Annotated in this window: 20 protein-coding genes; 16 read left to right on the forward strand and 4 right to left on the reverse strand. The window is 66.7% G+C overall.

Going from position 1 to position 22647, the window contains the following annotated elements:
- Positions 1–179 precede the first annotated feature (179 nt).
- From H7H34_RS10150 to H7H34_RS10225, 16 genes are all read left to right on the forward strand, one after another.
- The gene (locus tag H7H34_RS10150) at positions 180–1160 is read left to right on the forward strand and encodes a DUF2182 domain-containing protein (protein ID WP_209006194.1); all 981 of its coding nucleotides are present in this window, start codon (positions 180–182) and stop codon (positions 1158–1160) included.
- Between the two features lie 158 nt (positions 1161–1318).
- The gene (locus H7H34_RS10155; RefSeq protein ID WP_120268001.1) at positions 1319–2044 is read left to right on the forward strand and encodes a CDP-alcohol phosphatidyltransferase family protein; all 726 of its coding nucleotides are present in this window, start codon (positions 1319–1321) and stop codon (positions 2042–2044) included.
- A gap of 133 nt (positions 2045–2177) precedes the next feature.
- Entirely contained in the window at positions 2178–3155 is a 978-nt protein-coding gene (locus H7H34_RS10160) for a quinone oxidoreductase family protein (RefSeq protein WP_120268000.1), read from the forward strand.
- A 9-nt stretch (positions 3156–3164) separates the two neighbouring features.
- A complete protein-coding gene (locus H7H34_RS10165; protein WP_120267999.1) occupies positions 3165–4106 on the forward strand; it encodes a LysR family transcriptional regulator in 942 nt (313 codons plus the stop codon).
- Positions 4107–4226: 120 nt separating this feature from the next.
- A complete protein-coding gene (uraH, locus tag H7H34_RS10170; RefSeq protein WP_185925125.1) occupies positions 4227–4580 on the forward strand; it encodes a hydroxyisourate hydrolase in 354 nt (117 codons plus the stop codon).
- 3 nt (positions 4581–4583) lie between these two features.
- On the forward strand, positions 4584–6071 hold the full coding sequence (gene xdhA, locus H7H34_RS10175) for a xanthine dehydrogenase small subunit (protein ID WP_185925126.1): 1488 nt from the start codon (positions 4584–4586) through the stop codon (positions 6069–6071).
- Complete coding sequence (gene xdhB / locus H7H34_RS10180) at positions 6061–8400, forward strand: xanthine dehydrogenase molybdopterin binding subunit (protein WP_185925127.1); 2340 nt, start codon at positions 6061–6063, stop codon at positions 8398–8400. Before xdhA ends, xdhB begins: the two co-directional genes overlap by 11 nt.
- Positions 8400–9419 carry a xanthine dehydrogenase accessory protein XdhC gene (gene xdhC / locus H7H34_RS10185; protein ID WP_185925128.1) on the forward strand — a complete coding sequence of 340 codons (1020 nt, stop codon included), beginning with the start codon at positions 8400–8402 and terminating at the stop codon, positions 9417–9419. Before xdhB ends, xdhC begins: the two co-directional genes overlap by 1 nt.
- A gap of 19 nt (positions 9420–9438) precedes the next feature.
- Positions 9439–11019 carry an ABC transporter ATP-binding protein gene (locus H7H34_RS10190; protein WP_120267994.1) on the forward strand — a complete coding sequence of 527 codons (1581 nt, stop codon included), beginning with the start codon at positions 9439–9441 and terminating at the stop codon, positions 11017–11019.
- The gene (locus H7H34_RS10195) at positions 11009–12088 is read left to right on the forward strand and encodes an ABC transporter permease (RefSeq protein ID WP_120267993.1); all 1080 of its coding nucleotides are present in this window, start codon (positions 11009–11011) and stop codon (positions 12086–12088) included. Before H7H34_RS10190 ends, H7H34_RS10195 begins: the two co-directional genes overlap by 11 nt.
- 1 nt (position 12089) lies before the next feature.
- Positions 12090–13010: an ABC transporter permease gene (locus tag H7H34_RS10200; protein WP_185925129.1), complete on the forward strand. Its 921-nt coding sequence runs from the start codon at positions 12090–12092 to the stop codon at positions 13008–13010.
- A gap of 108 nt (positions 13011–13118) precedes the next feature.
- Positions 13119–14186 (forward strand): BMP family ABC transporter substrate-binding protein, encoded by a 1068-nt coding sequence (locus tag H7H34_RS10205; protein WP_185925130.1) that lies wholly within the window; start codon positions 13119–13121, stop codon positions 14184–14186.
- Between the two features lie 240 nt (positions 14187–14426).
- Positions 14427–14984 carry a helix-turn-helix domain-containing protein gene (locus H7H34_RS10210; protein WP_067214977.1) on the forward strand — a complete coding sequence of 186 codons (558 nt, stop codon included), beginning with the start codon at positions 14427–14429 and terminating at the stop codon, positions 14982–14984.
- 10 nt (positions 14985–14994) lie between these two features.
- Positions 14995–15537 (forward strand): GNAT family N-acetyltransferase, encoded by a 543-nt coding sequence (locus H7H34_RS10215; protein ID WP_185925131.1) that lies wholly within the window; start codon positions 14995–14997, stop codon positions 15535–15537.
- A 388-nt stretch (positions 15538–15925) separates the two neighbouring features.
- Positions 15926–17887, forward strand: coding sequence for a diguanylate cyclase domain-containing protein (locus tag H7H34_RS10220; protein WP_158592639.1), 1962 nt, complete (start codon positions 15926–15928; stop codon positions 17885–17887).
- An 84-nt stretch (positions 17888–17971) separates the two neighbouring features.
- Positions 17972–18871, forward strand: a complete 900-nt coding sequence (locus H7H34_RS10225) for a hypothetical protein (protein ID WP_185925132.1) — start codon at positions 17972–17974, stop codon at positions 18869–18871.
- Between the two features lie 47 nt (positions 18872–18918).
- Here the strand turns inward: H7H34_RS10225 and H7H34_RS10230 are convergent, their stop codons facing one another.
- Genes H7H34_RS10230 through metG form a run of 4 tightly spaced genes read right to left on the reverse strand, consistent with a single transcriptional unit; the run spans position 18919 to position 22641 of the window.
- Positions 18919–19449, reverse strand: a complete 531-nt coding sequence (locus H7H34_RS10230) for a regulatory protein RecX (RefSeq protein ID WP_185925133.1) — start codon at positions 19447–19449, stop codon at positions 18919–18921.
- Positions 19446–20270 carry an MBL fold metallo-hydrolase gene (locus H7H34_RS10235; protein WP_120267986.1) on the reverse strand — a complete coding sequence of 275 codons (825 nt, stop codon included), beginning with the start codon at positions 20268–20270 and terminating at the stop codon, positions 19446–19448. Before H7H34_RS10235 ends, H7H34_RS10230 begins: the two co-directional genes overlap by 4 nt.
- Positions 20271–20275: 5 nt before the next feature.
- Positions 20276–21076 carry a TatD family hydrolase gene (locus H7H34_RS10240; protein ID WP_185925134.1) on the reverse strand — a complete coding sequence of 267 codons (801 nt, stop codon included), beginning with the start codon at positions 21074–21076 and terminating at the stop codon, positions 20276–20278.
- Positions 21076–22641 carry a methionine--tRNA ligase gene (gene metG / locus H7H34_RS10245; RefSeq protein WP_185925135.1) on the reverse strand — a complete coding sequence of 522 codons (1566 nt, stop codon included), beginning with the start codon at positions 22639–22641 and terminating at the stop codon, positions 21076–21078. The genes H7H34_RS10240 and metG overlap by 1 nt, the downstream gene beginning before the upstream one ends.
- Positions 22642–22647 lie beyond the last annotated feature (6 nt).

Here is a 22647-nt window from a genome sequence, read left to right on the forward strand (position 1 = left end):
CGACATCCGATCTTTCGTGGAACCTTTGCGGGAAAGATGACGCGGCAGCGGCGTAATGCAAGCCCGTGCGCAGCGCATTTGGTCGCATCCGGCACCGCGCGGATGCTGTTTGCGCGCGAACGCCCTATCATATCGGTCAAAGCCTGGGCGCGGATCGCCGGGCGCGAAGGAGCAATGGCGTGGCGGCAGGTGTCGGGATTTCGGCGAAAGGAAGCGGCGACAGTCCCGATCCGGAACGCGCGCCCGGCCTGTGGAACCTTGCCGCTCGGCACCCGCGCGCGGTGGTTCTTGCTTGCATCGGCATCGTCTCGCTCGCCGGCTGGGCCTATCTGGCGGCGATGGTGGCCGCCATGCTCCCGGTCATGGACATGGGCGAGCTCGGCCCTGGCATGGCCCTCTTCAACGCCTTCAACATCTTTGCCGGACTGCCGGCGGAAGCGCGCGCGCTGCTTGCCGCGATCTGCCTGCCCGAAGGCGCCTCGACCTTCGGGATGCCTGGCTCCGCGGTCTGGTCGGCGCACGACATGCTGTTGGTACTGGTCATGTGGGTCGCGATGGCGCTGGCGATGATGCTGCCGACCGCAGCGCCCGTGATCGCGCATTTCGCCGAAAAGGTTCGTCAGGCCCCGCCCGAGGGGCACCCCGCTCTGGCGCCGGGGCGGGCAACGCTGGTGCTGGCCCTCGGCTATCTTTCGGTCTGGATGGCCTATGCGGTCGTCGCGACCCTGGCGCAGGCCGCCCTGACCATGGCCGGGGCCCTGACTCCGATGATGGCGCCTGTAACGACGGTCCTGGCCGGCACCACGCTGGTCGCCGCCGGCATCTACCAGTTCACGCCGGCCAAGGCGGCCTGCCTGTGGCGCTGCCGCAATCCCCGGCTGTTCTTCGCCAGCCACAATCCCTCGACGCTGGCCGAGACCTTCCGGCTCGGCGTCATGCAGGGGCTGTTCTGCTTCGGCTGTTGCTGGGCCTTGATGACGGTGATGTTTGCCGTCGGCATCATGAACGTGCTCTGGATCGCGCTTCTGGGCCTTCTGATGGGCCTGGAAAAGACGTTTCTCTCCGAGCGCTTGCCGCAGGTGATCGGCGTGTTCCTGCTTCTGTGGGGCGGCTTCCTGCTCTCGCTCGCCGCGTTCGGCCGCGTCGCCCTTGCCGGCTGACATGGCGTCCGGCCTCGCTTTTTGCGACAAAACCATGTCAGTCTTGTTGCAGTCGGCCCCTCTTGCGGGCATAGGAAGGGCAGGGGGAAGCATTCTCTCGTCCCTTCCGAAAGGGAACGGGACCAGGTTGCGAGGCTGAGCCTGTGGCAAAGGGAAAGATGGCGGATCTCGACGCTGGCGTTACGGACAGGCTGAAAAGCGCGCATCCGCTGTTCCTGATCCATGTCCTGACTGCGCTCGGCGCGCCGATTGCGCTGCTGGCGTTGCTCGCCGGTTCGCGCGGCGACTGGACGATGCTTTTCGTCTGGCTCGGGATCGCGCTTGTGATCGACGGGATCGACGGGCCGCTCGCCCGGCACTTCGACATTGCCCGGCGCATGCCACAATGGTCGGGCGCCTCGCTCGACTTTGTCATCGACTACGCGACTTATGTCTTCCTGCCGGCCTTCGCGCTGGCGGCCAGCGACATGCTGTCGACGCCGTGGAACTGGATCTGCGGTGGCCTGGTGGTGTTCACTGGCGCACTCTATTTCGCCGACAACGGCATGAAGCAGCCGGACGGCTCGTTCAAGGGCTTCCCGGCCGGCTGGAACATGGTCGTGTTCGGGCTGATGGTGCTGTCCTCCTCGCAGGTCTTCACTGTCATTTTCGTGGTGGCCCTGTGCGCGCTGACCTTTGCGCCGATCCGCTTCGTCCATCCGGTGCGCGTGGTGCGCTGGCGGCCGTTGACGCTCGCCGTGACGCTTCTGTGGTTCGTGGCCGCTGGCTTTGCCATTGCCGATGGCATGTCGGCCGAAGGGCCGGTGAAGTGGCTGCTGGCCGCGACCAGCATCTATCTGCTCGGTGTCTCCGCCCTGCACCAGTTGCTCGAGCGCCTGCGCTGACGCGCTTGCGCCCATAGCGCGCAAAAGCTCCCGAAAAGCAAAACACCCAACGTGCGAAAGGGGGTTGCCGCCGTTCGCCGCGGCCCCCATCATCCGGCTCACGATCGAGAACCAATCCCGACGGGAGCGAAACATGGTGAAAGCAATCAGGGTGCATGAGACCGGCGGGCCGGAGGTCATGCGCTGGGAAGACGTCGAGCTCGGCAATCCGGGCAAGGGCGAGGCGCGGATCCGCCACACCGCAGTCGGCCTCAACTTCATCGACATCTACTTCCGTTCCGGCCTCTATCCGGCACCCGCCGGCCTGCCCTTCACTCCGGGCAATGAGGGCGCGGGCACCGTCGTCGCGGTGGGCGAGGGCGTGACCCACGTTGCTCCGGGCGACCGGGTGGCCTATGTCGGCCCGCTCGGCTCCTATGCAGAGGAGCGCCTGCTCCCGGCCGACCGTCTCGTCAAGATCCCGGACGGGGTCGACGACAAGACCGCTGCCGGCATGATGCTCAAGGGCATGACGGCGCGCTACCTGCTGCGCAAGACCTACAAGGTGACCTCCGACACGACGCTGCTGTTCCATGCGGCGGCGGGCGGCGTCGGCCTCATTGCCGGCCAATGGGCAGCCAAGCTCGGCGCCACGGTGATCGGCACGGTCGGTTCGGAGGAAAAGGCAGAGCTCGCCAGGGCCAACGGCTACACCCACGTCATCAACTACCGGACCGAGAACTTCGTCGAGCGCGTGCGCGAGATCACCGGCGGCAAGCTGTGCGACGTGGTCTACGATTCGGTCGGCAAGGACACCTATCCCGGTTCGCTCGACTGCCTGCGTCCTCTCGGCATGTGGGTGTCGTTCGGCCAGTCGTCCGGCCCAATCACCGACTTCAATCTCGGCCTGCTGGGGCCGAAGGGCTCGCTCTTCGCCACCCGTCCGACGCTCTTCACCTACATCGCCTCGCGCGCCGACCTGGAGGAGACCGCAAATGATCTCTTCGACGTGGTGCGCTCGGGCGACGTCAAGATCGCGGTGAACCAGGAGTACAAGCTCGCCGATGCCGTGAAGGCGCATGAGGACCTGCAGGGGCGCAAGACCACTGGAACCACCGTCCTCGTACCCTGACCGCGAGCCATGGATCGATCCCGCTCCCTCTACGGTCCGGCGCTGCGGTATTTCGCAGCCGTCGCCAGGTCCGGGTCGATCCGCTCTGCGGCGCGTGAGCTGAACGTCGCCTCGAGTGCCGTCAACCGGCAGATCCTGTGGCTGGAGCAGTCGCTCGGCCACACGCTGTTCGACCGGCTGGCGCGCGGGGTGCAGTTGACGCCCGCGGGAGAGATCCTGCGGGCGCATGTCTTGCGGACATTCGCCGACCTGGAAGCAACGCTCGGCGATCTCGATGCCCTGACCGGCATGCAGCGGGGCACTGTGCGCATCGCCAGCGTCGAGAGCGTCACCGAAAGCCTGCTGCCCGACGTGGTCGCCGCCTTTCGTCGCCACTATCCCGGCATCCACCTGCACACTGTGCTGACCGGATCCGAGCAGGTGGTGGAGGCGATCATTGCCGGCGAGGCGGATGTCGGCTTCGCCTTCGAGCCGCCCGAAGACCCGCGCCTTGCCGTCGCCTTCCACCGGGATCTGGAGATCGGGGCCGTGGTGCGGCCCGGCCATCCGTTGACGCAGCTGGCGCGCGTGTCGCTCAGCGACTGCCTGTCGCATCCGTTCTGCTTTCCCTCCAGCGACCTGTCGCTCAGGAAACGTCTGGACATCGCGCTGTCTGATGGGGGTTTTCCGCCCGGCGCCTTCGTGGAGGCGAACTCGCTGAAACTGATGCGGGAGCTCACCCGCAGCGATAACACGGTCGCCTTTCTCACCACGCTTGGCCTGGAACAGGAGCTGGTCGACGGATCTCTGGTCTTCCTGCCGCTGGCAGACCAACCCCTGAAGCGGGACCGTTTCACCATTCTGACCTCGGCGCACCGAAGCCTCGGTCACGCGGCACGCGCGTTCTTCGAACATTCTATGGACGCATTGCGAGCGCGCCTTGCCATGATCGATGCCAATTCGGCATCATAGAGGGCGAAAATATCTTCTGGTCGCGGCGATCAAGCTGCTGCACCCTTTCAAGGCATGCACAATGCGTGATCATTTGGAGGCAGCAAGCGACCGCGCAACAGCACGCATGGAAGGGGGACCATGGGACGACTGACCACGCATGTACTGGACACTGCGCTTGGCAAGCCGGCGGCAGGTCTGACGCTGTCGCTCTGGCGCGAGGAGGCCGGCGTATTCCGACACATCCGCTCCGCCGTGACCAATTCCGACGGCCGTGTCGATGCACCGCTGCTGGAGGGTGAGGCCTTCCGTGCGGGCGTCTACGAATTGCGGTTCGAGGCAGGCGCCTATCTTGCCGCCTCGGGGGCCGACCTGCCGGATCCGCCATTTCTTGATATCATTCCGCTGCGCTTCGGGATCGCCGACGAGGCCAGTCATTATCACGTGCCGCTGCTGCTCTCGCCCTTCGGCTATTCCACCTATCGCGGGAGTTGAGGAATGCGTGAGGTCGTCCGTTTCCTGCAAAATGGCCGTGTCGTCGAGCTCGCCGATGTGCGGCCGACCGAGACGGTGCTCGACTATCTGCGCCTGCGTCGCGGTCTTGTCGGCACCAAGGAAGGCTGCGGGGAGGGCGACTGCGGAGCGTGCACGGTCGCGGTCGGACGCCTTGTGGACGGGCGGCTCGTCTACCAGCCGGTCAATTCCTGCATCCAGTTTCTCGGCATGCTCGACGGCGCCGAACTGGTCACGGTGGAAGACCTTGCCGAGGACGGACAGCTTCACCCGGTGCAGCAGGCGATGGTCGACCATCACGGTTCGCAATGCGGCTTCTGCACACCGGGCTTCGTGATGAGCCTCTTCACGCTCTACCACGCGCCGGAAAAGCCGGCGACGCGCAAGACGGTGACCGACTGGCTCGCCGGCAACCTGTGCCGCTGCACGGGATACCGCCCCATCGTCGATGCGGCGCTGGAGGCGTGTTTCAATGAGATCGACGACGCCTTCTCCCGGCGCGCGGACGAGAACATCGCGGCGCTGCAGGCGATGGAGCAGGACACGCGCGACGTCTTCATCGCGCAGGAGGAAGGCGGTTTCTTCGCAGCTCCCGCGTCGCTGGACGCGCTCGCCGAGCTTACCGAGCGCCACCCGGAGGCAACGCTCGTCGCAGGGGCGACCGATGTCGGCCTTTGGGTCACCAAGCAGCTGCGCGAGCTGCCGCAGGTGATCTGGCTCGGCCGGGTGCGTGATCTCGACCGTATCGAGGAAACGCCCGGCGGCGTTCTGATGGGGGCGGCCACGACCTTCGCGGCCGCCCATCCCTACATGGCGCGGATCGATCCCGATCTCGGCGAACTCTGGCGGCGCATCGGCTCGCGGCAGGTGCGCGCCTCCGGCACGGTCTGCGGCAACATCGCCAACGGCTCGCCCATCGGCGACAGTCCGCCGGCGCTGATTGCCCTCGGCGCCACCATCGAGCTGCGGCGGGGCGAGGCCTCGCGCACGCTGCCGCTGGAAGCCTTCTTCATCGACTACGGCAAGCAGGACCGCGCGCCGGGGGAGATCGTCACCGGACTTTACGTGCCCCGGCTCGATCCGAACCACGCCTTCCGCTGCTTCAAGATCTCCAAGCGCTTCGACCAGGACATCACCTCCGTTCTCTGCGCCCTGCGGGTGACGCTGGCCGACGGCACGATCACCGAGGCGCGGCTTGCCTATGGCGGCATGGCGGCAACGCCGCGGCGCGCGGAGATCGCTGAACTTGCCCTGATCGGCGCACGGCCCGACCGCCCCGCCACCTGGGCGGCGGCGCTGAAGGCGCTGGCGGACGATTTCGCGCCGATTTCCGACATGCGCGCCAGCGACACCTATCGCAAGGAGGTGGCACGCGCCTTGCTCGCCAAGGCCCTGGTGGAAATCGGCGGAACACCGGACGAACGCACGAGGGTGAGCGGATTGCGGAGCGGGGAGGTCAACCATGCAGCCTGACGGGACACGCGAAGCTCCCGCGGCCGCGGCGCTCGCCAACGTCGGCCAGTCCCTGCCGCATGACAGCGCCATCCGCCATGTCAGCGGCAGCGCGGTCTATGTGGACGATATCCGCGAGCCGGCTGGCACGCTGCATGTGGTGCCCGGTTGGGCACGTGATGCCACAAGAGGCAGGATCCTTTCGCTGGATCTCGATCCGGTGCGCGCTCATCCCGGCGTCGTCGCGGTGATCGGCCCGTCCGAGGTGCCGGGCAAGAACGACGTGTCCCCCGCGCTCGGCGATGAGCCGATGTTCGCGGAGGAGGAGATCCTGTTCTGGGGCCAGCCGCTCTTTGCCGTCGTGGCTACGACGCGCGAGGCGGCGCGTCACGCCGCCCGCAAGGCCCGCATCGAGGTGGAGGACCTGCCGCCGCTGCTGACCGTCGAGGACGCGCTGGCGGCGGACGAGACGGTGCTGCCCGACTACCAGTTCCGCAAGGGCTCGCCTGAGACGGGGCTCGCGACCGCCAGCCACCTGATGGAGGGCTCGCTTCGCATCGGCGGGCAGGAGCATTTCTATCTCGAAGGCCAGGTGTCGCTGGCCGTGCCCGGAGAGGACGGCGACATGTTCGTCCACACCTCCTCGCAGCACCCGAGCGAGACGCAGCACATCATCGCCCGCGTGCTCGCCGTGCCGGACGCGGCGGTGACGGTGGAGGTGCGCCGCATGGGCGGCGGCTTCGGCGGTAAGGAGTCCCAGGCAAACCACTGGGCGGCGATCGCGGCCGTTGCCGCGCGTGCGACCGGACGTCCGTGCAAGCTTCGGCTCGACCGCGACGACGACATGATCATGACCGGCAAGCGGCACGACTTCCGCGTCGACTGGAAGCTCGGCCACGATTCCGAAGGCCTGTTGCGGGTGGTCGACATGCGGCTCTTTGCCCGCTGCGGTTACTCCGCCGACCTGTCGCTGGGCGTGGTCGACCGGTCGATGTTCCACGCCGATTCCAGCTACTACTATCCCGATGCGATGATCCATTCGCGCCGGCTCAAGACCCATACCTGCTCCAACACCGCCTTTCGCGGCTTCGGCGGGCCGCAGGGCATGTTGGCCGCCGAGCGGATGATGGACGCCCTGGCGATCCGCCTCGGGGTGGACCCGCTGGACCTGCGCAAGCGCAACTTCTACCGCGAGGGGCGGGACGTCACGCCCTACGGCATGAAGGTGGAAGAGCACGCGACGCTGCACACCATCGTCGAGGAGCTGGAGGACAGCTCGGACTATCGCCGGCGCCGGGAAGAAATCGCCGCCTTCAACGCGTCCAGCCCGATCCTGAAGAAGGGCCTGGCGCTGACGCCGGTGAAGTTCGGCATCTCCTTCACGCTCAAGCATCTGAACCAGGCCGGTGCCCTGGTGCATCTCTACACCGACGGCTCTATCCATCTGAACCACGGCGGCACCGAGATGGGGCAGGGCCTGTTCCAGAAGGTGGCCCAGATCGTCGCCGAGGAATTCGGCGTGTCGCTCGACAAGGTGAAGATCACCGCGACCCATACCGGCAAGGTACCCAACACCGGGCCGACGGCAGCCTCCTCCGGCACGGATCTCAACGGCATGGCCGCCAAGATCGCCGCCGAGACCATTCGCGGCCGCCTCGTTGCCTTCGCTGCCGAGCGCTATCAGGTCGAGCCGGACGAGATTTCCTTCGCCGACAATCGCGTGCAGCTCGGCGAGCGGACCATGACGCTCGGCGAACTCGCCCGAGAGGCGCATATGGCGCGCATCCAGCTGTCGGCAGCGGGCTTCTACGCCACGCCCAACATCACCTGGGATCGCCCCAGCGCCTCGGGACGGCCGTTCTTCTACTTCGCCTATGGTGCGGCCTGTTCGGAGGTGACCGTCGACACGATGACCGGCGAAATGCGGGTCGACCGTGTCGACATCCTCCACGACGTCGGCCACTCGCTCAATCCGGCCATCGACATCGGCCAGATCGAGGGCGGCTTCGTGCAGGGCATGGGCTGGCTGACCACCGAGGAACTGGTCTGGGACGACCGGGGCCGCCTGCGTACCCACGCTCCCTCCACCTACAAGATCCCGACCGCCTCCGATGTGCCGGAGGACTTCCGGGTGGCGCTCTATGCCTCGCCCGGCAATCCTTCTCCCACGGTCTACCGCTCCAAGGCGGTCGGCGAGCCGCCGGTCATGCTGGCGATTTCCGTCTTCAGCGCCATCCATGACGCGCTCGCCAGCCTCAATCCCGGCGCGATCCCGGATCTCGATGCCCCGGCAACACCGGAAGCGATCCTAAAAGCCGTCCTTTCCATGAAGCGGAGCAGGACCGGCTGATGCGCAATCCCTGGAGCGCCGTTCTCGATCTGCTGGAGCGCCATGGCCGCTGCGCCATGGTCAGCGTTCTGGCGCTGCAGGGCTCGGCACCGCGTGAGGTCGGGGCGCGCATGGTGGTGGCGCCGGACGGATCGTTCCACGGCACCATCGGCGGCGGCACGCTGGAATACGAGGCCATCGCCGCGGCGGCCGCGCAGGCTGCGGACAAGGCCTCGGCCGATATATTGAAGCTGCGGACCTTCACGCTCGGTCCCGACCTCGGCCAGTGCTGCGGGGGCCGCGTGACACTGGCGATGGAGAGCTTTTCGGACGCCAGGCTCGACGAAGCGCGCTGCCTTGCATCACTTGCCGAGCGCGGCGGCTTTGCGACCCGCGCGGCGATCGGCGCGCAAGGAGAGGTGGGCCCGCGCGAGATCGTCGCCGGCGAAGACACTGTGGATGCGCCGCTCGCGCTCTCGGCCGGCCTGCTGGAAGAGCGGTTCACCGCCGGCGAGACGCGTCTCGTCCTGTTCGGTGCCGGCCATGTCGGACGCGCCATCGTTCTGGCGTTGGCCAGCCTGCCGTTCCGCATCACCTGGGTCGACAGCCGCGCAAATGCCTTTCCCGCCCATGCGCCGCGCAGCGTCGAGGCGCGCCATCTTGTCGATCCGACCTCACTGTTCCGGACTTCGGCCGGTAGCGCCGAGCCTCCGACGGAAGTGCTGATCATGACACATGACCACGCGCTCGATCTTGCGATCGCCGATGCCGCCTTGCGGGCGCCCGGGATCGGCGGTGTCGGCATGATCGGCAGCGCGACCAAGGCGGCGCGCATGGTCTCGCGGCTGCGGGCGGCCGGTCACGGCGAGGAGGCGCTGGCGCGCTTCCGCTGCCCCATCGGCATCTCCGGAATCGCATCCAAGGAGCCGGCGGCCATCGCCATTTCCGTGGCGGCCGAACTTATGCTTCGCCGCGAACAGGCAGGAGCTTTCCACAACAAACGTGGCAGCAGGCTTGCAGGGGGAATGAGGCTCGTATGATAACGCGGCGGGGGAAGCGATGACATCCACGACACCGACAGATCCGCCCGCGTCAGGCCGCGAGAGACAGGGAGAAATCCTGCTCGAGGCTCGCGGCATCAGCAAGCGTTTCGGCGAGGTTCTCGCCAACGACACCGTGTCCCTGACACTGCGCGCCGGGGAGATCCATGCCCTGCTCGGTGAAAACGGTGCCGGCAAGTCGACCCTCGTGAAGATCCTCTACGGCGCGCTCGAGCCCAATGGCGGCACGCTGCACTGGCAGGGCAGGGAGGTGACCATTTCCACCCCCGCCGAGGCCCGGCAGCTCGGCATCGGCATGGTCTTCCAGCATTTCTCGCTGTTCGAGGCGCTGACGGTCGCCGAGAACATCGCACTCGCCCTGCCCAAGGACACCGGCATGCGCGAGTTGTCGGCGCGCATCCGCGAGGTCTCGCGCGACTACGGCCTGACCCTCGATCCCGAGGCCATCGTTGCCGATCTCCCCGTTGGCCTTCGCCAGCGCATCGAGATCGTCCGCTGCCTGCTGCAGGAGCCGAGGCTGATCATCATGGACGAGCCGACCTCGGTGCTGACGCCGCAGGAGGCAGACCAGCTGTTCCTCACCCTCGAGCGGCTCACCTCGGAAGGTTGCGCGATCCTCTACATCTCCCACCGCCTGGAGGAGGTGAAGCGCATCTGCCACCACGCCACCGTCATGCGCCACGGCAAGGTCATCTCCGAATGCGACCCGGCGCAGGAGACCGCCGCCTCGCTGGCACGGATGATGGTCGGGAGCGCGGTGCACGATCTCGACCGCGGTCCGAGGCCCGAGGCCGGCGCGGTACGGCTGGAGCTGCGCGGGCTTTCCGCCCCGGCGGACGGCCCCTTTTCCGTTGCCATCGACAATGTCGATCTGAAGGTGCGCGGCGGCGAGGTCGTGGCGATCGCCGGCATTGCCGGCAACGGCCAGGGAGAGCTCTTCGACCTCGTGTCGGGCGAGCGGCTGTCGGCCCCCGACGCCATCCAGATCGACGGCCAATCGGCCGGGCGCAGCAGCATCACCGCCCGGCGGCGGGCAGGCGCTGCCTTCGTCCCGGAGGAGCGGCTCGGCCACGGTGCCGTGCCGGGCCTGCGGCTCTCGGAAAACATCGTTCTGACGCGCCATTCCACCGGCGATGGACTGGTGCGCGGCGGTTTTGTCGACCGCGCCAAGGCAGCCCAGCTCGAGCAGCGGCTGAAGAGCAATTTCGACGTCCGCATGTCTCATGACGATGCCGAGGCACGCGCCCTGTCCGGCGGCAACCTGCAGAAATTCGTGATCGGCCGCGAGCTCGACCGCCGCCCCGGCGTTCTGGTGGTAAACCAGCCGACCTGGGGCGTCGATGCCGGCGCCGCCGCTCTCATCCGGCAGGAGCTCATCGACCTCAGCCGCCAGGGCTCGGCTGTGGTGGTGATCAGCCAGGACCTCGACGAGATCTTCGAGATCGCCGACCGCATCGCCGTCATCTCTCGCGGCCGAATGTCGGATGCCGAGCCGGCGGAGGCCATGACCCGCGAGCGCATCGGACTGCTCATGGGCGGGATGGATGAAGGGCAGGGAGGCGCGACCCATGCGGCTTGAGCTGGAAAAACGCGCCGAGCACTCGACCGCGATGGCGCTGCTGTCGCCAGTGATCGCGCTCGCCCTGACGCTCGTCAGCGGCGCCATCCTGTTCGCGGCCCTGGGGGAGAACCCGGCCGAGGCGCTCTACGTCTTCTTCATCGAGCCCCTGACCGCCTCCTGGTCGTTGCAGGAGCTGGTGGTCAAGGCAACGCCCCTGATCCTGATCGGCGTCGGTCTTGCGGTCTGCTACCTGTCCAACACATGGAACATCGGCGGCGAAGGACAGTTCACGGCCGGGGCCCTTGCCGGCTCCGTCCTGCCGATCCTGTTTCCCGATTTCCAGACCCCTTTGACGCTGCCCCTGATGCTGCTGATGGGCATTGCCGGCGGCATGGCCTGGGCCGCTATCCCGGCCTTCCTGAAGGTGCGTTTCGGAACCAACGAGATCCTGACCAGCCTGATGCTCGTCTATATCGCCCAGCTGCTGCTCGACTGGCTGGTGCGCGGGCCCTGGCGCGATCCGGATGGCTACAACTTCCCTGAAAGCCGTCTCTTTTCCGATGCCGCATCGCTGCCGGCGCTGGCCGACGGGCGCATGCATGTGGGAGCCATCTTTGCGCTGATTGCGGTGGCCGCTCTTGCCGTGGTGCTGATGAAGTCGCTCAAGGGCTTCGAGATCCGCGTCCTCGGCCAGGCGCCGCGGGCAGGGCGCTTTGCCGGCTTTTCGCAGAACAGGATGGTGTGGTTCGCCTTCCTGTTGTCGGGCGGGCTCGCCGGGCTCGCCGGCATCAGCGAGGTCTCCGGCTCGATCAACCAGCTGACCCCGGTGATTTCGCCCGGCTACGGCTTCACGGCGATCATCGTCGCCTTTCTCGGCCGGCTGAACCCCGTCGGCATCCTGTTCTCCGGCCTGCTTCTCGCGCTGTCCTATCTCGGCGGCGAGGCGGCACAGGTGGCGCTCGGCATCTCCGACAAGACCACCCGCGTATTCCAGGGCATGCTTCTGTTCTACGTGCTTGCCTGCGACACGCTGATCCTCTACCGGATCCGGCTCGGCGGACCTGCTGCAACGGGGAAGGGGGCCTGACATGGGTGCTTTCGAAGCGATCCTCCTGACCGTCATCACCGCGGCAACACCGCTGCTGCTGGCCGCCATCGGCGAGCTGGTTGTGGAACGCTCGGGCGTTCTCAATCTCGGCGTCGAAGGCATGATGATCCTCGGCGCGGTGATGGGCTTTGCCGCCGCACAGGCGACCGGATCCCCATATGTCGGCGTGCTGTGCGCCATGCTTGCCGGCATGGTTCTGGCGCTGCTCTTCGGGTTCCTGACGATCCATCTCGTTGCCAACCAGGTCGCCACCGGCCTGGCCTTGACGCTGCTCGGCCTCGGGCTTGCCGGCATGATCGGCGAGGCGTTCGTCGGCCGGCCGGGCATGAAACTTCAGGCGATCGAGATCCCGGTGCTCAGCGACCTGCCGGTGATCGGGCGGGTTCTGTTTGCCCAGGATCTCCTGGTCTATGTGTCGCTGGCGCTGGTCGCGGCCGTCTCCTACGTCCTGTTCCGCACCCGCGCCGGTCTGGTCATCCGCGCGGTCGGCGACAATCACGGCTCGGCCCACGCGCTCGGCGTTTCAGTGCGCAAGGTGCGCTATCTGGCCGTGCTGTTCGGCGGCGCCTGCGCCGGCCTGGCCGGCGGCTACCTGTCGCTGGCTTACACCCCGCAATGGGTCGAGGGCATGACCGCAGGGCGCGGCTGGATCGCGCTGGCGCTCGTCGTCTTCGCCACCTGGCGGCCCTTGCGGGTCCTCGCCGGCGCCTATCTCTTCGGCGCGGTCGGCATCCTGCAGTTCCACGCCCAGGCGCATGGCGTCGGCGTTCCCTCGCAGCTGCTGGCCGCCTTGCCCTATGCTGCGACCATTGCAGTGCTTGTGATCATTTCGCGAAACCGTATCCTGACCCGTATCAACACGCCGGCGTGCCTGGGCAAGCCGTTCGTGCCGGACCGGTGATGCGCTGACCAGCGGGCGCGGGACGGGGCAGCCCCCATCCGACGCCTGCCATCTTGAAAGCCGGCGAAACTCCGGCGGGGGCTGAAACAGGGGACACAGGAGCAGGAAATGAATAAAATTATGGGGTTGGCGGCCGCCGCGCTGCTCGGCTTCAGCGTTATCGGCGCTGAAGCGGCCGACAAGCTGAAGGTCGGTTTCATCTATGTCGGTCCGATCGGTGACCACGGCTGGTCCTACCAGCACAACCAGGGCCGTCTCGCCATCGAGAAGGAGTTCGGCGACAAGATCGAGACCGTCTACATCGAGAACGTCTCGGAAGGCCCGGATGCGGAGCGCGCCATCGAGCGTCTGGCACGCGACGGGGCAGGGCTCATCTTCACCACGTCCTTCGGCTTCATGAACCCGACGCTGAAGGTCGCCGAGAAGTTCCCGGACGTGAAGTTCGAGCACGCCACCGGCTACAAGCGTTCCGAGAACCTCTCCACCTACTCCGCCCGCTTCTACGAGGGCCGCTACGTCATCGGCCAGATGGCGGCGAAGATGTCCAAGACCGGCACCGCCGGCTATGTCGCCTCCGTGCCGATCCCGGAAGTGGTGCGCGGCATCAATTCCTTCATGCTGGGCGCGCAGTCGGTCAATCCGGACTTCAAGGTCAAGGTCGTGTGGGTGAACTCCTGGTATGACCCGGGCAAGGAAGCCGACGCCGCCAAGGCGCTGCTCGACCAGGGCGCCGACGTGATCTCTCAGCACACCGACAGCCCGGCACCGCTTCAGGTTGCCGAGGAGCGCGGCGCGGTCGGATTCGGCCAGGCGTCCGACATGATCGCCTTCGCGCCGAAGGCCCAGCTCACCGCGATCGTGGACGACTGGAGCGCCTACTACATCCGCCGCGTCCAGGCCGTGCTCGACGGCACCTGGAAGAGCGAGGACGTGTGGGGCGGCTTCGACAAGGACATGGTCGTGATGGCTCCCTACACCAACGTTCCCGAGGACGTGGCCAAGGAAGCCGCCGCGACCGCCGAGAAGATCCGTTCGGGCGAATTCCATCCCTTCACCGGCCCGATCTTCAAGCAGGACGGCAGCGAAGCCGTCGGCGCGGGCATCATCATCGATGACGGCACGCTGCTCGGCATGAACTGGTACGTGAAGGGCATCGACGACAAGCTGCCGAACTAACCAGCAACGCGTTTCCGCCACTGGCGGGATGCAGCGGGCCGGGAGAGCGATCTCCCGGCCCGTTTCTTTTGGCCCACCCGCTCTCGCCGCCGTGTTCCGGGTTTCGCGAAAGGCATTCGGCGGCAAAATGGCGGGGCGCCGTGGATCGGGATCGCGGCAAAGGGCAGGGAGGTCCGATCACGGCACTTACGCACGGTGAACACTGTTGCAATATCCCATATATGGGATTATATCCCTCATATGGACAGAATTGACCGACACAACACAGCACTTGCCGACCATTTGCGCTCCCTGAGGGCGGATCGCGGGCTCACCCTTCAGGAATTGGCGGAAAACAGCGGTGTGAGCCGCGCGACGCTCTCGCGTATCGAGAACGGGGAGGTCAGTCCGACGGCCGAAACGCTCGGCCGCATGGCGTCGGCCTTCGGCCTGCCGCTTTCCCAGCTTCTCGCGCCGCTGGAGCCGGAGTTTCCGCCGCTTCTTCGCCGCGCCGACCAGAGCATCTGGTCGGATCCCGAAAGCGGCTTCACCCGTCGGTCCGTTTCGCCGCCCAGCAGCGGACTGAAGCTCGAAATCATCGAATGCGAGATCGCGCCCGATCAGCGCATCTCCTACGACCGTCCGGCGGTCCCGGGCCACGAGCATCATCTTGTGATGATCGCGGGAAGGCTGACCCTCACAGTCGATGGGGAGCGCCGAGACCTGTACCCGGGCGACTGCCTGCGCTATCGGCTGTTCGGGACCACGGTCTTCGAGACCGCAGAGCATGGCGCGCGCTATCTCATCGCTCTGGCCTGAGGATCCTCGAATGGAACCGCATATTCTCCAGCTCGACGGTTCGGCCATCGAGGCGAACCTTGCCGCGCTGTCCCGCATTCTCATCGACAGTGTCGCCGGCGGTGCCGCGATCAGCTTCATGGCGCCGCTGTCACAGGCGGATGCAGAGCGGTTCTGGCTGAACGATGTGCGTCCGCATGTGGAGGCGGGGCACCGCAGCCTGTTCGGCGCATGGCATGACGGCGAGATTGTCGGCACTGTGCAGCTTCTCACGGCGATGCCACCCAACCAGCCGCACCGCTGCGAGATCGCCAAGATGGTCGTCCATCCGCAGGCACGGCGCCTGGGCATCGGACGAGCGCTGATGGATCGTGCGCTTGCCCGGGCGCGCGAACTGGGCAAGACGCTCGTCACGCTCGACACCCGCACCGGCGATGCCGCCGAGCCGCTCTATGCCTCGATCGGGTTCGAGGTGGCAGGCATCATCCCGGACTTCGCCTTCGACCCGGACGGTCGGGCGAAACACGGCACGACCTATATGTATCGCCGTATCGAGGATGCAGCAGCGACCTGACCGAACCGGCACCACAATGTCGGAGCGCTTCAACACAGCATCCCAAAGAGCGCCGAACATGGAAGGGGAAGCCGGAGGAGCTACATCCTTCGCCATCGACGCGAACAACCGGGGGGGGCACCAGATCAGCATCGTCAATCGGCCTTCGACCCGTTCCCGGTCACCACATCGCTAATTCGCATAAGATATATTATGGAACTTTTATGTTAGCCTGAAATCCTGCACGGACCTCGCGTCTTCCGCCGATCCCGCACAGTGTGGCACGAATGCCGGTCACGGGAGCAAAATCGCTAAAATTGTCACGATGTCAGTGCCTGCGGCGAGACATCCATCGTCGCTTGTAGTTATGTACATTGGAAATGATCAGTCTTGCGGGGGATCTGATGCATTGCCGTTGAACAAGCAGGTCGTATCGGGGCGCGCGGGCATCAACACGCATCTGGTCATGCTGGTGCTGGTTTGCCTTCTGCCCATCCTCATGATCTCCGGATATGCGGCCTGGCGTACTGGCGCGGCCTATAGGCACACTGCGACCGCACGCCTGAGCGAAACCGCGCTGACCATTCGCAATGCCATCGAGGCAGAGATCGACAGCCGCTTCACGGTGCTGCGCGCCTTCGCGACACTGTGGTCGCCCAGCACGTCGAACAATCAGCTGCTTCTGCGAAGCAGCCGCCACGAAGGCATCGGCCTGGAGGGCGTGATCCAGGTTGTCGACTTCGCCCGCAGTCAGCCGGACACCCCGGCCGATGATGCTGTGCTGGCCATCGCGCGGCAGTCCTTCGAGCGCAACGTGCCGCTGGTCTCGAACCTCGTCCTCGGCGCGGGCGCGAAGGAGCATCGCATCCATCTGGCGCTGCCGGTGGCCGAGGCCGACATGCCGCCGCGTGTCTTCGTCCTCTCCCTGTCTTCCTTGCAGTTGTTGCGGACCCTGCGTCCGGGCAGCGAGCACGTCACCAGCGGCATCCTCATCGCCGTCACGGACGGCAATGGCCGCATCCTTGCACGCTCCCGCGATCCGGAGAACTCCGTCGGCATGATGGCGCCGGACTGGGACAGGTTGCAGGCAGTAGCCGCTGAAGGCGGTCTGTTCGAGGCGAAGACGACCGAGGGCCTCAACACGATCATGGCACACCAGCGGATCGAAATGACACCGGGCTGGACCGCGGTCGTCGCAGAGCCGCTCGAGGTGTTCAATGCCCGCTGGCAGACGCCTCTGACGGGCCTGCTGCTCGGATCGGCGCTGGCAACGACCCTTGCCACCGTTCTGGCGATCCATATCGGCCAGCTGATCCGCCGGCCGGTACAGGCCCTGGCCCTGCGCAGCCTGGCCATTGCCAGCGGCGATGGCGATCGCGCCCGCACGCCCGAGGCAATTCCGCCCTCCAGAATCCGCGAATTCGAAGTGCTGCGGCTTAGTTTCGAGGCGGCGGAAGCTGCCCGTCGCGAGAACGAGCGCCGGCTTCACACGGTGGCCAATGCCGGCGCCCTCGTGTTCTGGAGCTGGTCCGCTGATGGCGACCTCTTGTCTGTCGAGGGCTGGGAAAAGCTGACCGGAATGCCGGACAGCGAGGCGCTCGGCGTCTCCTGGATCGATCAGGTTCACCCCGACGACCGGGAGCGCGTGGCTCTTGCCATCAGCCAGAAGAAGAGCGGCACCATCGACTATTTCGACATCGAGTTCCGCCTGCGGGTCGCGGATGGCCGCTGGCTCTGGGTGCGCGACCGCGGCGGGCCGGTCCTCGACGACGCGGGCAATGTCGTCCAGTGGGCCGGCGTTCTGGAGGATATCGATGCACGCAAGCAGGACGAGGCCCAGATCGCCTATATGGCGATGCACGATGCCCTGACCGGGCTGGGCAACCGGGTTCTGCTGCGCGACCGGCTGGAGCTGGCGGCGGCCGCTGCAGGTCGCGGGGTGGCAAGCGCCCTCCTCGCGCTCGACCTCGATTTCTTCAAGCAGGTCAACGACACGCTCGGCCACCCTGCCGGAGACGAGGTCCTGCGGCAGGTGGCAGCACGCCTGTCCGGCTGCGTGCGCGAGGTCGATCTTGTGGCCCGCATCGGCGGCGACGAATTCGCCATCCTGCAGCATGGCGCGTCTCAGCCGGAAGCGGCAAAGGCTCTCGCCGAGCGGCTCGTCGCGGCCGTCTGCGCGCCGTATCAGGTCGACGGCCAGAGCATCGTCATCGGCGCCAGCGTCGGCGTGGCGCTCATCACCTGCGGCAACATCACAGCCGACGACCACATGCGGCGGGCCGACAAGGCGCTGTACCTTGCCAAGGCGGAGGGCCGCGGCCGCATCGCCGTCTTCGACGAGCTCCCGGTCGCGATTCCACAGGAAGGCTAGACCGCCGGCTCGGATGCGCCGGGCTTGCCCCGCGCGTCCGCAGGCCGCTACCCTGCCCGCTGTTGATCCTCGGAGTTTTTGAAAATGCCTTTTCCGTTTCCCCGGCTCGCCCGCTCCTTTGCCCTCGTCTGCGTGCCGGCTTTCGCTCCACTTCCGGCCGCTGCCGACCTTCAGACGGTCCTGCAGCAGGAACGCGCCGGTCTTGCGGAGAGCTGCCCGAACGGCATGGAATTCCTTGCCGGTTTCGCGGCTCCAGTGAACATCAACGGCGATACAACGCCGGACATTCTGGTCGATTACGGCCAGCTCTCCTGCAACGGAACGCAGATGATGTTCTGCGGCTCGGCTGGCTGCACCCAGAAGATCTATCTCGGTCGCGCCGATGGATCGCACGCAATGGTCGGCGAGTTCCTCGCCTACGAGCTGCGCTTCGACCGCCCCACCGAAGGCACCTTCCTTGCTGTTCTGCATGGCGGGTCCTGCGGCCGTGCCGGCGCGGAGACCTGTTTCCAGCGCTATGCGCTGAGCGGTGAGACGGTCGAAATGTTGCAGGAGGAGCCGCGCGACCGCTGGTACTTCACCGAAGGCCCCTCGCCCTCGGCGATGCTGGCAACCTCGCAAGGAGACAGCCTGCGCCTTGTTTGCGACGACGGCTCGCTGCGCATCCAGTATGGCCCGACCTGGATGTGGGAAGAAAACGGCTCGGTCGCCGATCATGCCCGCGATCTTTCAAAACCTCAGGGCCGGATCGAGATTGAAATCGAGGTGGATGGCGGCCAGCCGACGGCGGTGCCCTTCATGATCGAGGAGGCGGCGCGCGTTCTGCAATCGCCGACGCTTGCCCCGGGCCAGCCGTTCTTCGCGGCGCTCATGCAGGGAAGTTTCGTCGAGCTTCACCTCGGCGGCTCGCTGGAGCACTTGCGCAGCTTCACGCTCAAGGGGTCTTCGAAGGCAATCGGCAGTCTGCTGCAGGCCTGCGTCTAAGGCTGACAAAGGGGCTGAAGAACGGGCCCTCCGAGCCCCTTCCCTGCCTAGTCCTCTTCCAGCTCGGCAATGTCCCGCGCATCCACGACCTTGCGCGCCACCGACAGCGAAAAGCCCTGCCGGCAGAGCGCGGCCATCTCCTTGCGCAGCCGGTCGGGATCGGCCTCGCCCCGTCGCCAGGGGCCGAAGCGGCGCTTGCGGGCGGCAATGCAGGCGGCGGTCAGATCGTCGCTTTCCTCCTGCGCCATCAGCTCTTCGGCAAGCTCCTGCTCGATGCCCTTGGCCGCCAGTACCGCGCCGATCCGCCGGGCCGAGCGGCCCTTGCGTCGTTCGGAGGCGATGCGGGATTCCGCAAAGAGCCGGTCGTTGACGAGGCCGGACGCGGCGCAGCGCGCCACGACAGCCTCGATCATCGCGTCGAAATCGCCAGGATCGAGTTCGAGTTCGCGCGCCGCGCGCATCACCTTGCGCTCGAGCACCCGTTTCAGGTTTTCGCGGCTGGAGCCGTAGCGGTCGAGATAGTGGAGCGCCGCCTTCATCAGCCGCTCCTCGGTCGGCGGACGGGCGGCGCGGGTCATGTTTCGGCGTCGAGGCTTGCCGAAAACCGCAGGCCGTCATAGGCCGGGATCACACCTTCAGGCAGCTCCGCTTCCAGCGTGCGGTAGTCGAGATCGACATGCATGTTCGTCAGGATCGCCTTGCGCGGGCGCATGCGGGCGATCCACTCCAGCGCCTCCGACAGCGAGAAGTGCGAGGGATGAGGCGTACGCCGCAGCGCGTCGATCACCCAGGTGTCGAGTCCCTCGAAGCCCGGCCGGACGGCATCCGGAATGTCTTTCACATCAGGGAGATACGCGACATTCCCGAAGCGGAATCCGAGCGCCGCGATATCGCCGTGCTCGACCTCCAGCGGCAGGAACGGGATCGGCCCGCCTGCCCCCTCGATCACGCCCGGCGTGCCGGCGGTGATGCGGATGTCGCGCAGGATCGGCGGATAGCTCGACCCCTGCGGCGTTGCGAAGCCGTAATAGAACAGATCATGTGCACGGTGCGAGGTGACCGCATCCATATGGACCGGGATCAGCTTGCGATGGGTGATCGCCAGCGGCCGCAGGTCGTCGATGCCGTGCAGGTGGTCGGCATGGGAATGGGTCAGCAGCACCGCATCCAGGTCCGTAACGCGGGCATCGAGGAGCTGCTGGCGCAGGTCCGGCCCGGCATCCACCAGCACGCTCGTGGTGCCGTTCGGTCCCTTGCGCTCCACCAGCATGGCGCAGCGCATGCGCCGGTTGCGCGGCTCGTTCGGGTCGCAGTCGCCCCAGATATTGCCGACGCGCGGCACGCCGGCGGACGAGCCGCAGCCCAGAATGGTGAAATCGAGCCGGGCGCCGTCCGTCATCGTTCTCAGCCTTCCTGCTGCAGGTGCCGCGGCACCCGCGAGAACAGGCGGAAGAAATTGGCGGTGGTCTGGCGGGCCATCTCGGCCTCGCTCATGCCCTTCGTCTCCGCCAGCACCTTGTTGGTATGCGCCACATAGGCCGGCTCGTTGCGCTTGCCGCGCCAGGGCTGCGGCGCCAGATAGGGCGCGTCCGTCTCCACCAGCAGCCGGTCGGCCGGCAGCTCCGCGGCGATCGCCCGCAGCTCGTCGGAGCGCTTGAAGGTGACGATCCCGGAGAACGACACGTAAAGTCCCAGCTCGATGCCGGTCAGCGCCAGGTCGCGCCCGGAGGAGAAACAGTGCAGCAGGGCCGGAAAGGCCCCCTTCTCCGTCTCCTCGCGCAGGATCGCGGCCATGTCGTCGTCCGCATCGCGCGAATGGATCACCAGCGGCAACCCGGTCTGGCGCGCGGCGGCGATATGCCGGCGCAGACCCGCGGCCTGCGCCTCGCGCGGTGCCTTGTCGTAGAAATAATCGAGCCCCGCCTCGCCGATGGCGACGACCTTCTCGTGTGCCGACAGGCGCACCAGATCGTCGGTCGTCACGGCCATCTCGGCCTCCTCCCCCGCATTGTGGGGATGGGTGCCGACCGAGCAGAACACGTTGTCGTAGCGCTCCGCGAGCGCGCGGATCGTGTCGAACCGCGCCACCCGCGTCGAGATCGTCACCATCAGGCGGACCCCGGCTTCGCCGGCGCGGGCGATGATCTCATCGCGCTCGGCGTCGAAGTCCGGGAAGTCCAGATGGCAGTGGCTGTCGACCAGCATCACGCGGCTCCGCCGGCCGGCGCCTCGGCCTCGACATAGCGCGGGAAGACGCCCTCGGGCTTGGGCAGCTCCGCGCCGGCAGCAAGCCGCCCGCCGGCTCCCAGCCGGTCGAAGCTGCGCGCATCCGCCGGCACCGCCAGGAGGTCGAGCAACTTGCCCGCACTCGTCGGAATGACCGGCTGCGCCAGGATCGCGACCTGGCGGATCACTTCCGCGGTGACGTAGAGCACCGTCGCCATGCGCACCGGGTCGCTCTTCTTCAGCGCCCAGGGCTCCTGCGAGGCGAAATAGCGGTTGGCCTCGGCGACGCAGGCCCACACCACCGACAGCGCCTGATGGATCGCCTGACGCGACATCGCCTCGCGCGCGGCCGCCAGCATCGCATCGGCCTGGCCGAGAATGGCCTCGTCCTCGGCCGTGAAGGCGCCCGGCTCCGGCAGGCGCGCCTCGCAGTTCTTGCCGATCATCGACAGCGAGCGCTGCGCCAGGTTGCCGAGATCATTGGCGAGGTCCGCATTGATCCGGTTGACGATGGCCTCGTGGCTGTAGTTGCCGTCCTGGCCGAAGGGCACTTCGCGCAGGAGGAAGTAGCGCACCTGGTCGAGGCCGTAATGGTCGATCAGCGCGAACGGGTCGATCACGTTGCCGACCGACTTCGACATCTTCTCGCCCTTGTTGAACAGGAAGCCATGCGCGAAGACCCGCTTCGGCAGCTCGATCCCCGCCGACATCAGGAAGGCCGGCCAGTAGACGGCGTGGAAGCGTACGATGTCCTTGCCGATGACGTGCAGGTTCGCCGGCCAGTAGCGCCAGCGCGGGTTGCTCTCGTCGGGAAAGCCGGCGGCGGTGATGTAGTTGGTCAGCGCGTCGACCCACACATACATCACGTGCCGCTCGTCATCGGGCACGCGCACACCCCAGTCGAAGGTGGTGCGCGAGATCGACAGGTCCTTCAGGCCGCGGCTGACGAAGCTGACCACCTCATTGCGGCGCTCGTCCGGGCCGATGAAGTCCGGATTGGCTTCGTAGTGGGCGAGCAGGCGGTCCTGATAGGCCGACAGGCGGAAGAAGTAGCTCTCCTCCTCGACCCATTCGACGGGCGAGCCCTGCGGGCCGTAGCGCACGCCGTCGGCGCGCAGCTCCGTCTCGCCTTCCTGGTAGTAGGCCTCGTCGCGCACCGAGTACCAGCCGGAATAGCTGTCCTTGTAGATGTCGCCATTGGCCGCCATGCGGCGCCAGATCTCCCGGCTCGCCTCGTGGTGGCGCGGCTCGGTGGTGCGGATGAAATCGTCGTTGGAACAGCCGAGCGCCGCCGCCATGTCGCGGAAACGGGTGGCGTTGCGTTCCGCCAGCTCCTCGACCGGGATGCCTTCCGCACGCGCGGTCTGCAGCATCTTCTGGCCGTGCTCGTCGGTGCCGGTGAGGAAGAACACGTCGCGGCCGTCGAGGCGCTGGAAGCGCGCGATGGCATCCGTCGCCATGCTCTCGTAGGCGTGGCCGATATGCGGCGCGCCGTTGGGATACGAGATGGCAGTGGTGACGAAGAAGGGCGATCGATCGGTCATGGCCTG

This window comes from Stappia sp. 28M-7, assembly GCF_014252955.1.
Classification (GTDB): Bacteria; Pseudomonadota; Alphaproteobacteria; order Rhizobiales; family Stappiaceae; genus Stappia.

What these genes read in the sequence shown, in the direction of transcription:
- H7H34_RS10155 (WP_120268001.1), top strand. Translation starts at nt 1,319, where the DNA reads ATGGCGGATCTCGACGCTGGCGTTACGGACAGGCTGAAAAGCGCGCAT.
- H7H34_RS10210 (WP_067214977.1), top strand. Translation starts at nt 14,427, where the DNA reads ATGGACAGAATTGACCGACACAACACAGCACTTGCCGACCATTTGCGC.
- xdhC (WP_185925128.1), top strand. Translation starts at nt 8,400, where the DNA reads ATGCGCAATCCCTGGAGCGCCGTTCTCGATCTGCTGGAGCGCCATGGC.
- H7H34_RS10240 (WP_185925134.1), bottom strand. Translation starts at nt 21,076, where the DNA reads ATGCTGGTCGACAGCCACTGCCATCTGGACTTCCCGGACTTCGACGCC.
- H7H34_RS10215 (WP_185925131.1), top strand. Translation starts at nt 14,995, where the DNA reads ATGGAACCGCATATTCTCCAGCTCGACGGTTCGGCCATCGAGGCGAAC.
- H7H34_RS10205 (WP_185925130.1), top strand. Translation starts at nt 13,119, where the DNA reads ATGAATAAAATTATGGGGTTGGCGGCCGCCGCGCTGCTCGGCTTCAGC.
- H7H34_RS10160 (WP_120268000.1), top strand. Translation starts at nt 2,178, where the DNA reads ATGGTGAAAGCAATCAGGGTGCATGAGACCGGCGGGCCGGAGGTCATG.
- H7H34_RS10195 (WP_120267993.1), top strand. Translation starts at nt 11,009, where the DNA reads ATGCGGCTTGAGCTGGAAAAACGCGCCGAGCACTCGACCGCGATGGCG.
- H7H34_RS10165 (WP_120267999.1), top strand. Translation starts at nt 3,165, where the DNA reads ATGGATCGATCCCGCTCCCTCTACGGTCCGGCGCTGCGGTATTTCGCA.
- metG (WP_185925135.1), bottom strand. Translation starts at nt 22,641, where the DNA reads ATGACCGATCGATCGCCCTTCTTCGTCACCACTGCCATCTCGTATCCC.
- uraH (WP_185925125.1), top strand. Translation starts at nt 4,227, where the DNA reads ATGGGACGACTGACCACGCATGTACTGGACACTGCGCTTGGCAAGCCG.
- H7H34_RS10235 (WP_120267986.1), bottom strand. Translation starts at nt 20,270, where the DNA reads ATGACGGACGGCGCCCGGCTCGATTTCACCATTCTGGGCTGCGGCTCG.
- xdhA (WP_185925126.1), top strand. Translation starts at nt 4,584, where the DNA reads ATGCGTGAGGTCGTCCGTTTCCTGCAAAATGGCCGTGTCGTCGAGCTC.
- H7H34_RS10225 (WP_185925132.1), top strand. Translation starts at nt 17,972, where the DNA reads ATGCCTTTTCCGTTTCCCCGGCTCGCCCGCTCCTTTGCCCTCGTCTGC.
- xdhB (WP_185925127.1), top strand. Translation starts at nt 6,061, where the DNA reads ATGCAGCCTGACGGGACACGCGAAGCTCCCGCGGCCGCGGCGCTCGCC.
- H7H34_RS10200 (WP_185925129.1), top strand. Translation starts at nt 12,090, where the DNA reads ATGGGTGCTTTCGAAGCGATCCTCCTGACCGTCATCACCGCGGCAACA.
- H7H34_RS10190 (WP_120267994.1), top strand. Translation starts at nt 9,439, where the DNA reads ATGACATCCACGACACCGACAGATCCGCCCGCGTCAGGCCGCGAGAGA.
- H7H34_RS10230 (WP_185925133.1), bottom strand. Translation starts at nt 19,449, where the DNA reads ATGACCCGCGCCGCCCGTCCGCCGACCGAGGAGCGGCTGATGAAGGCG.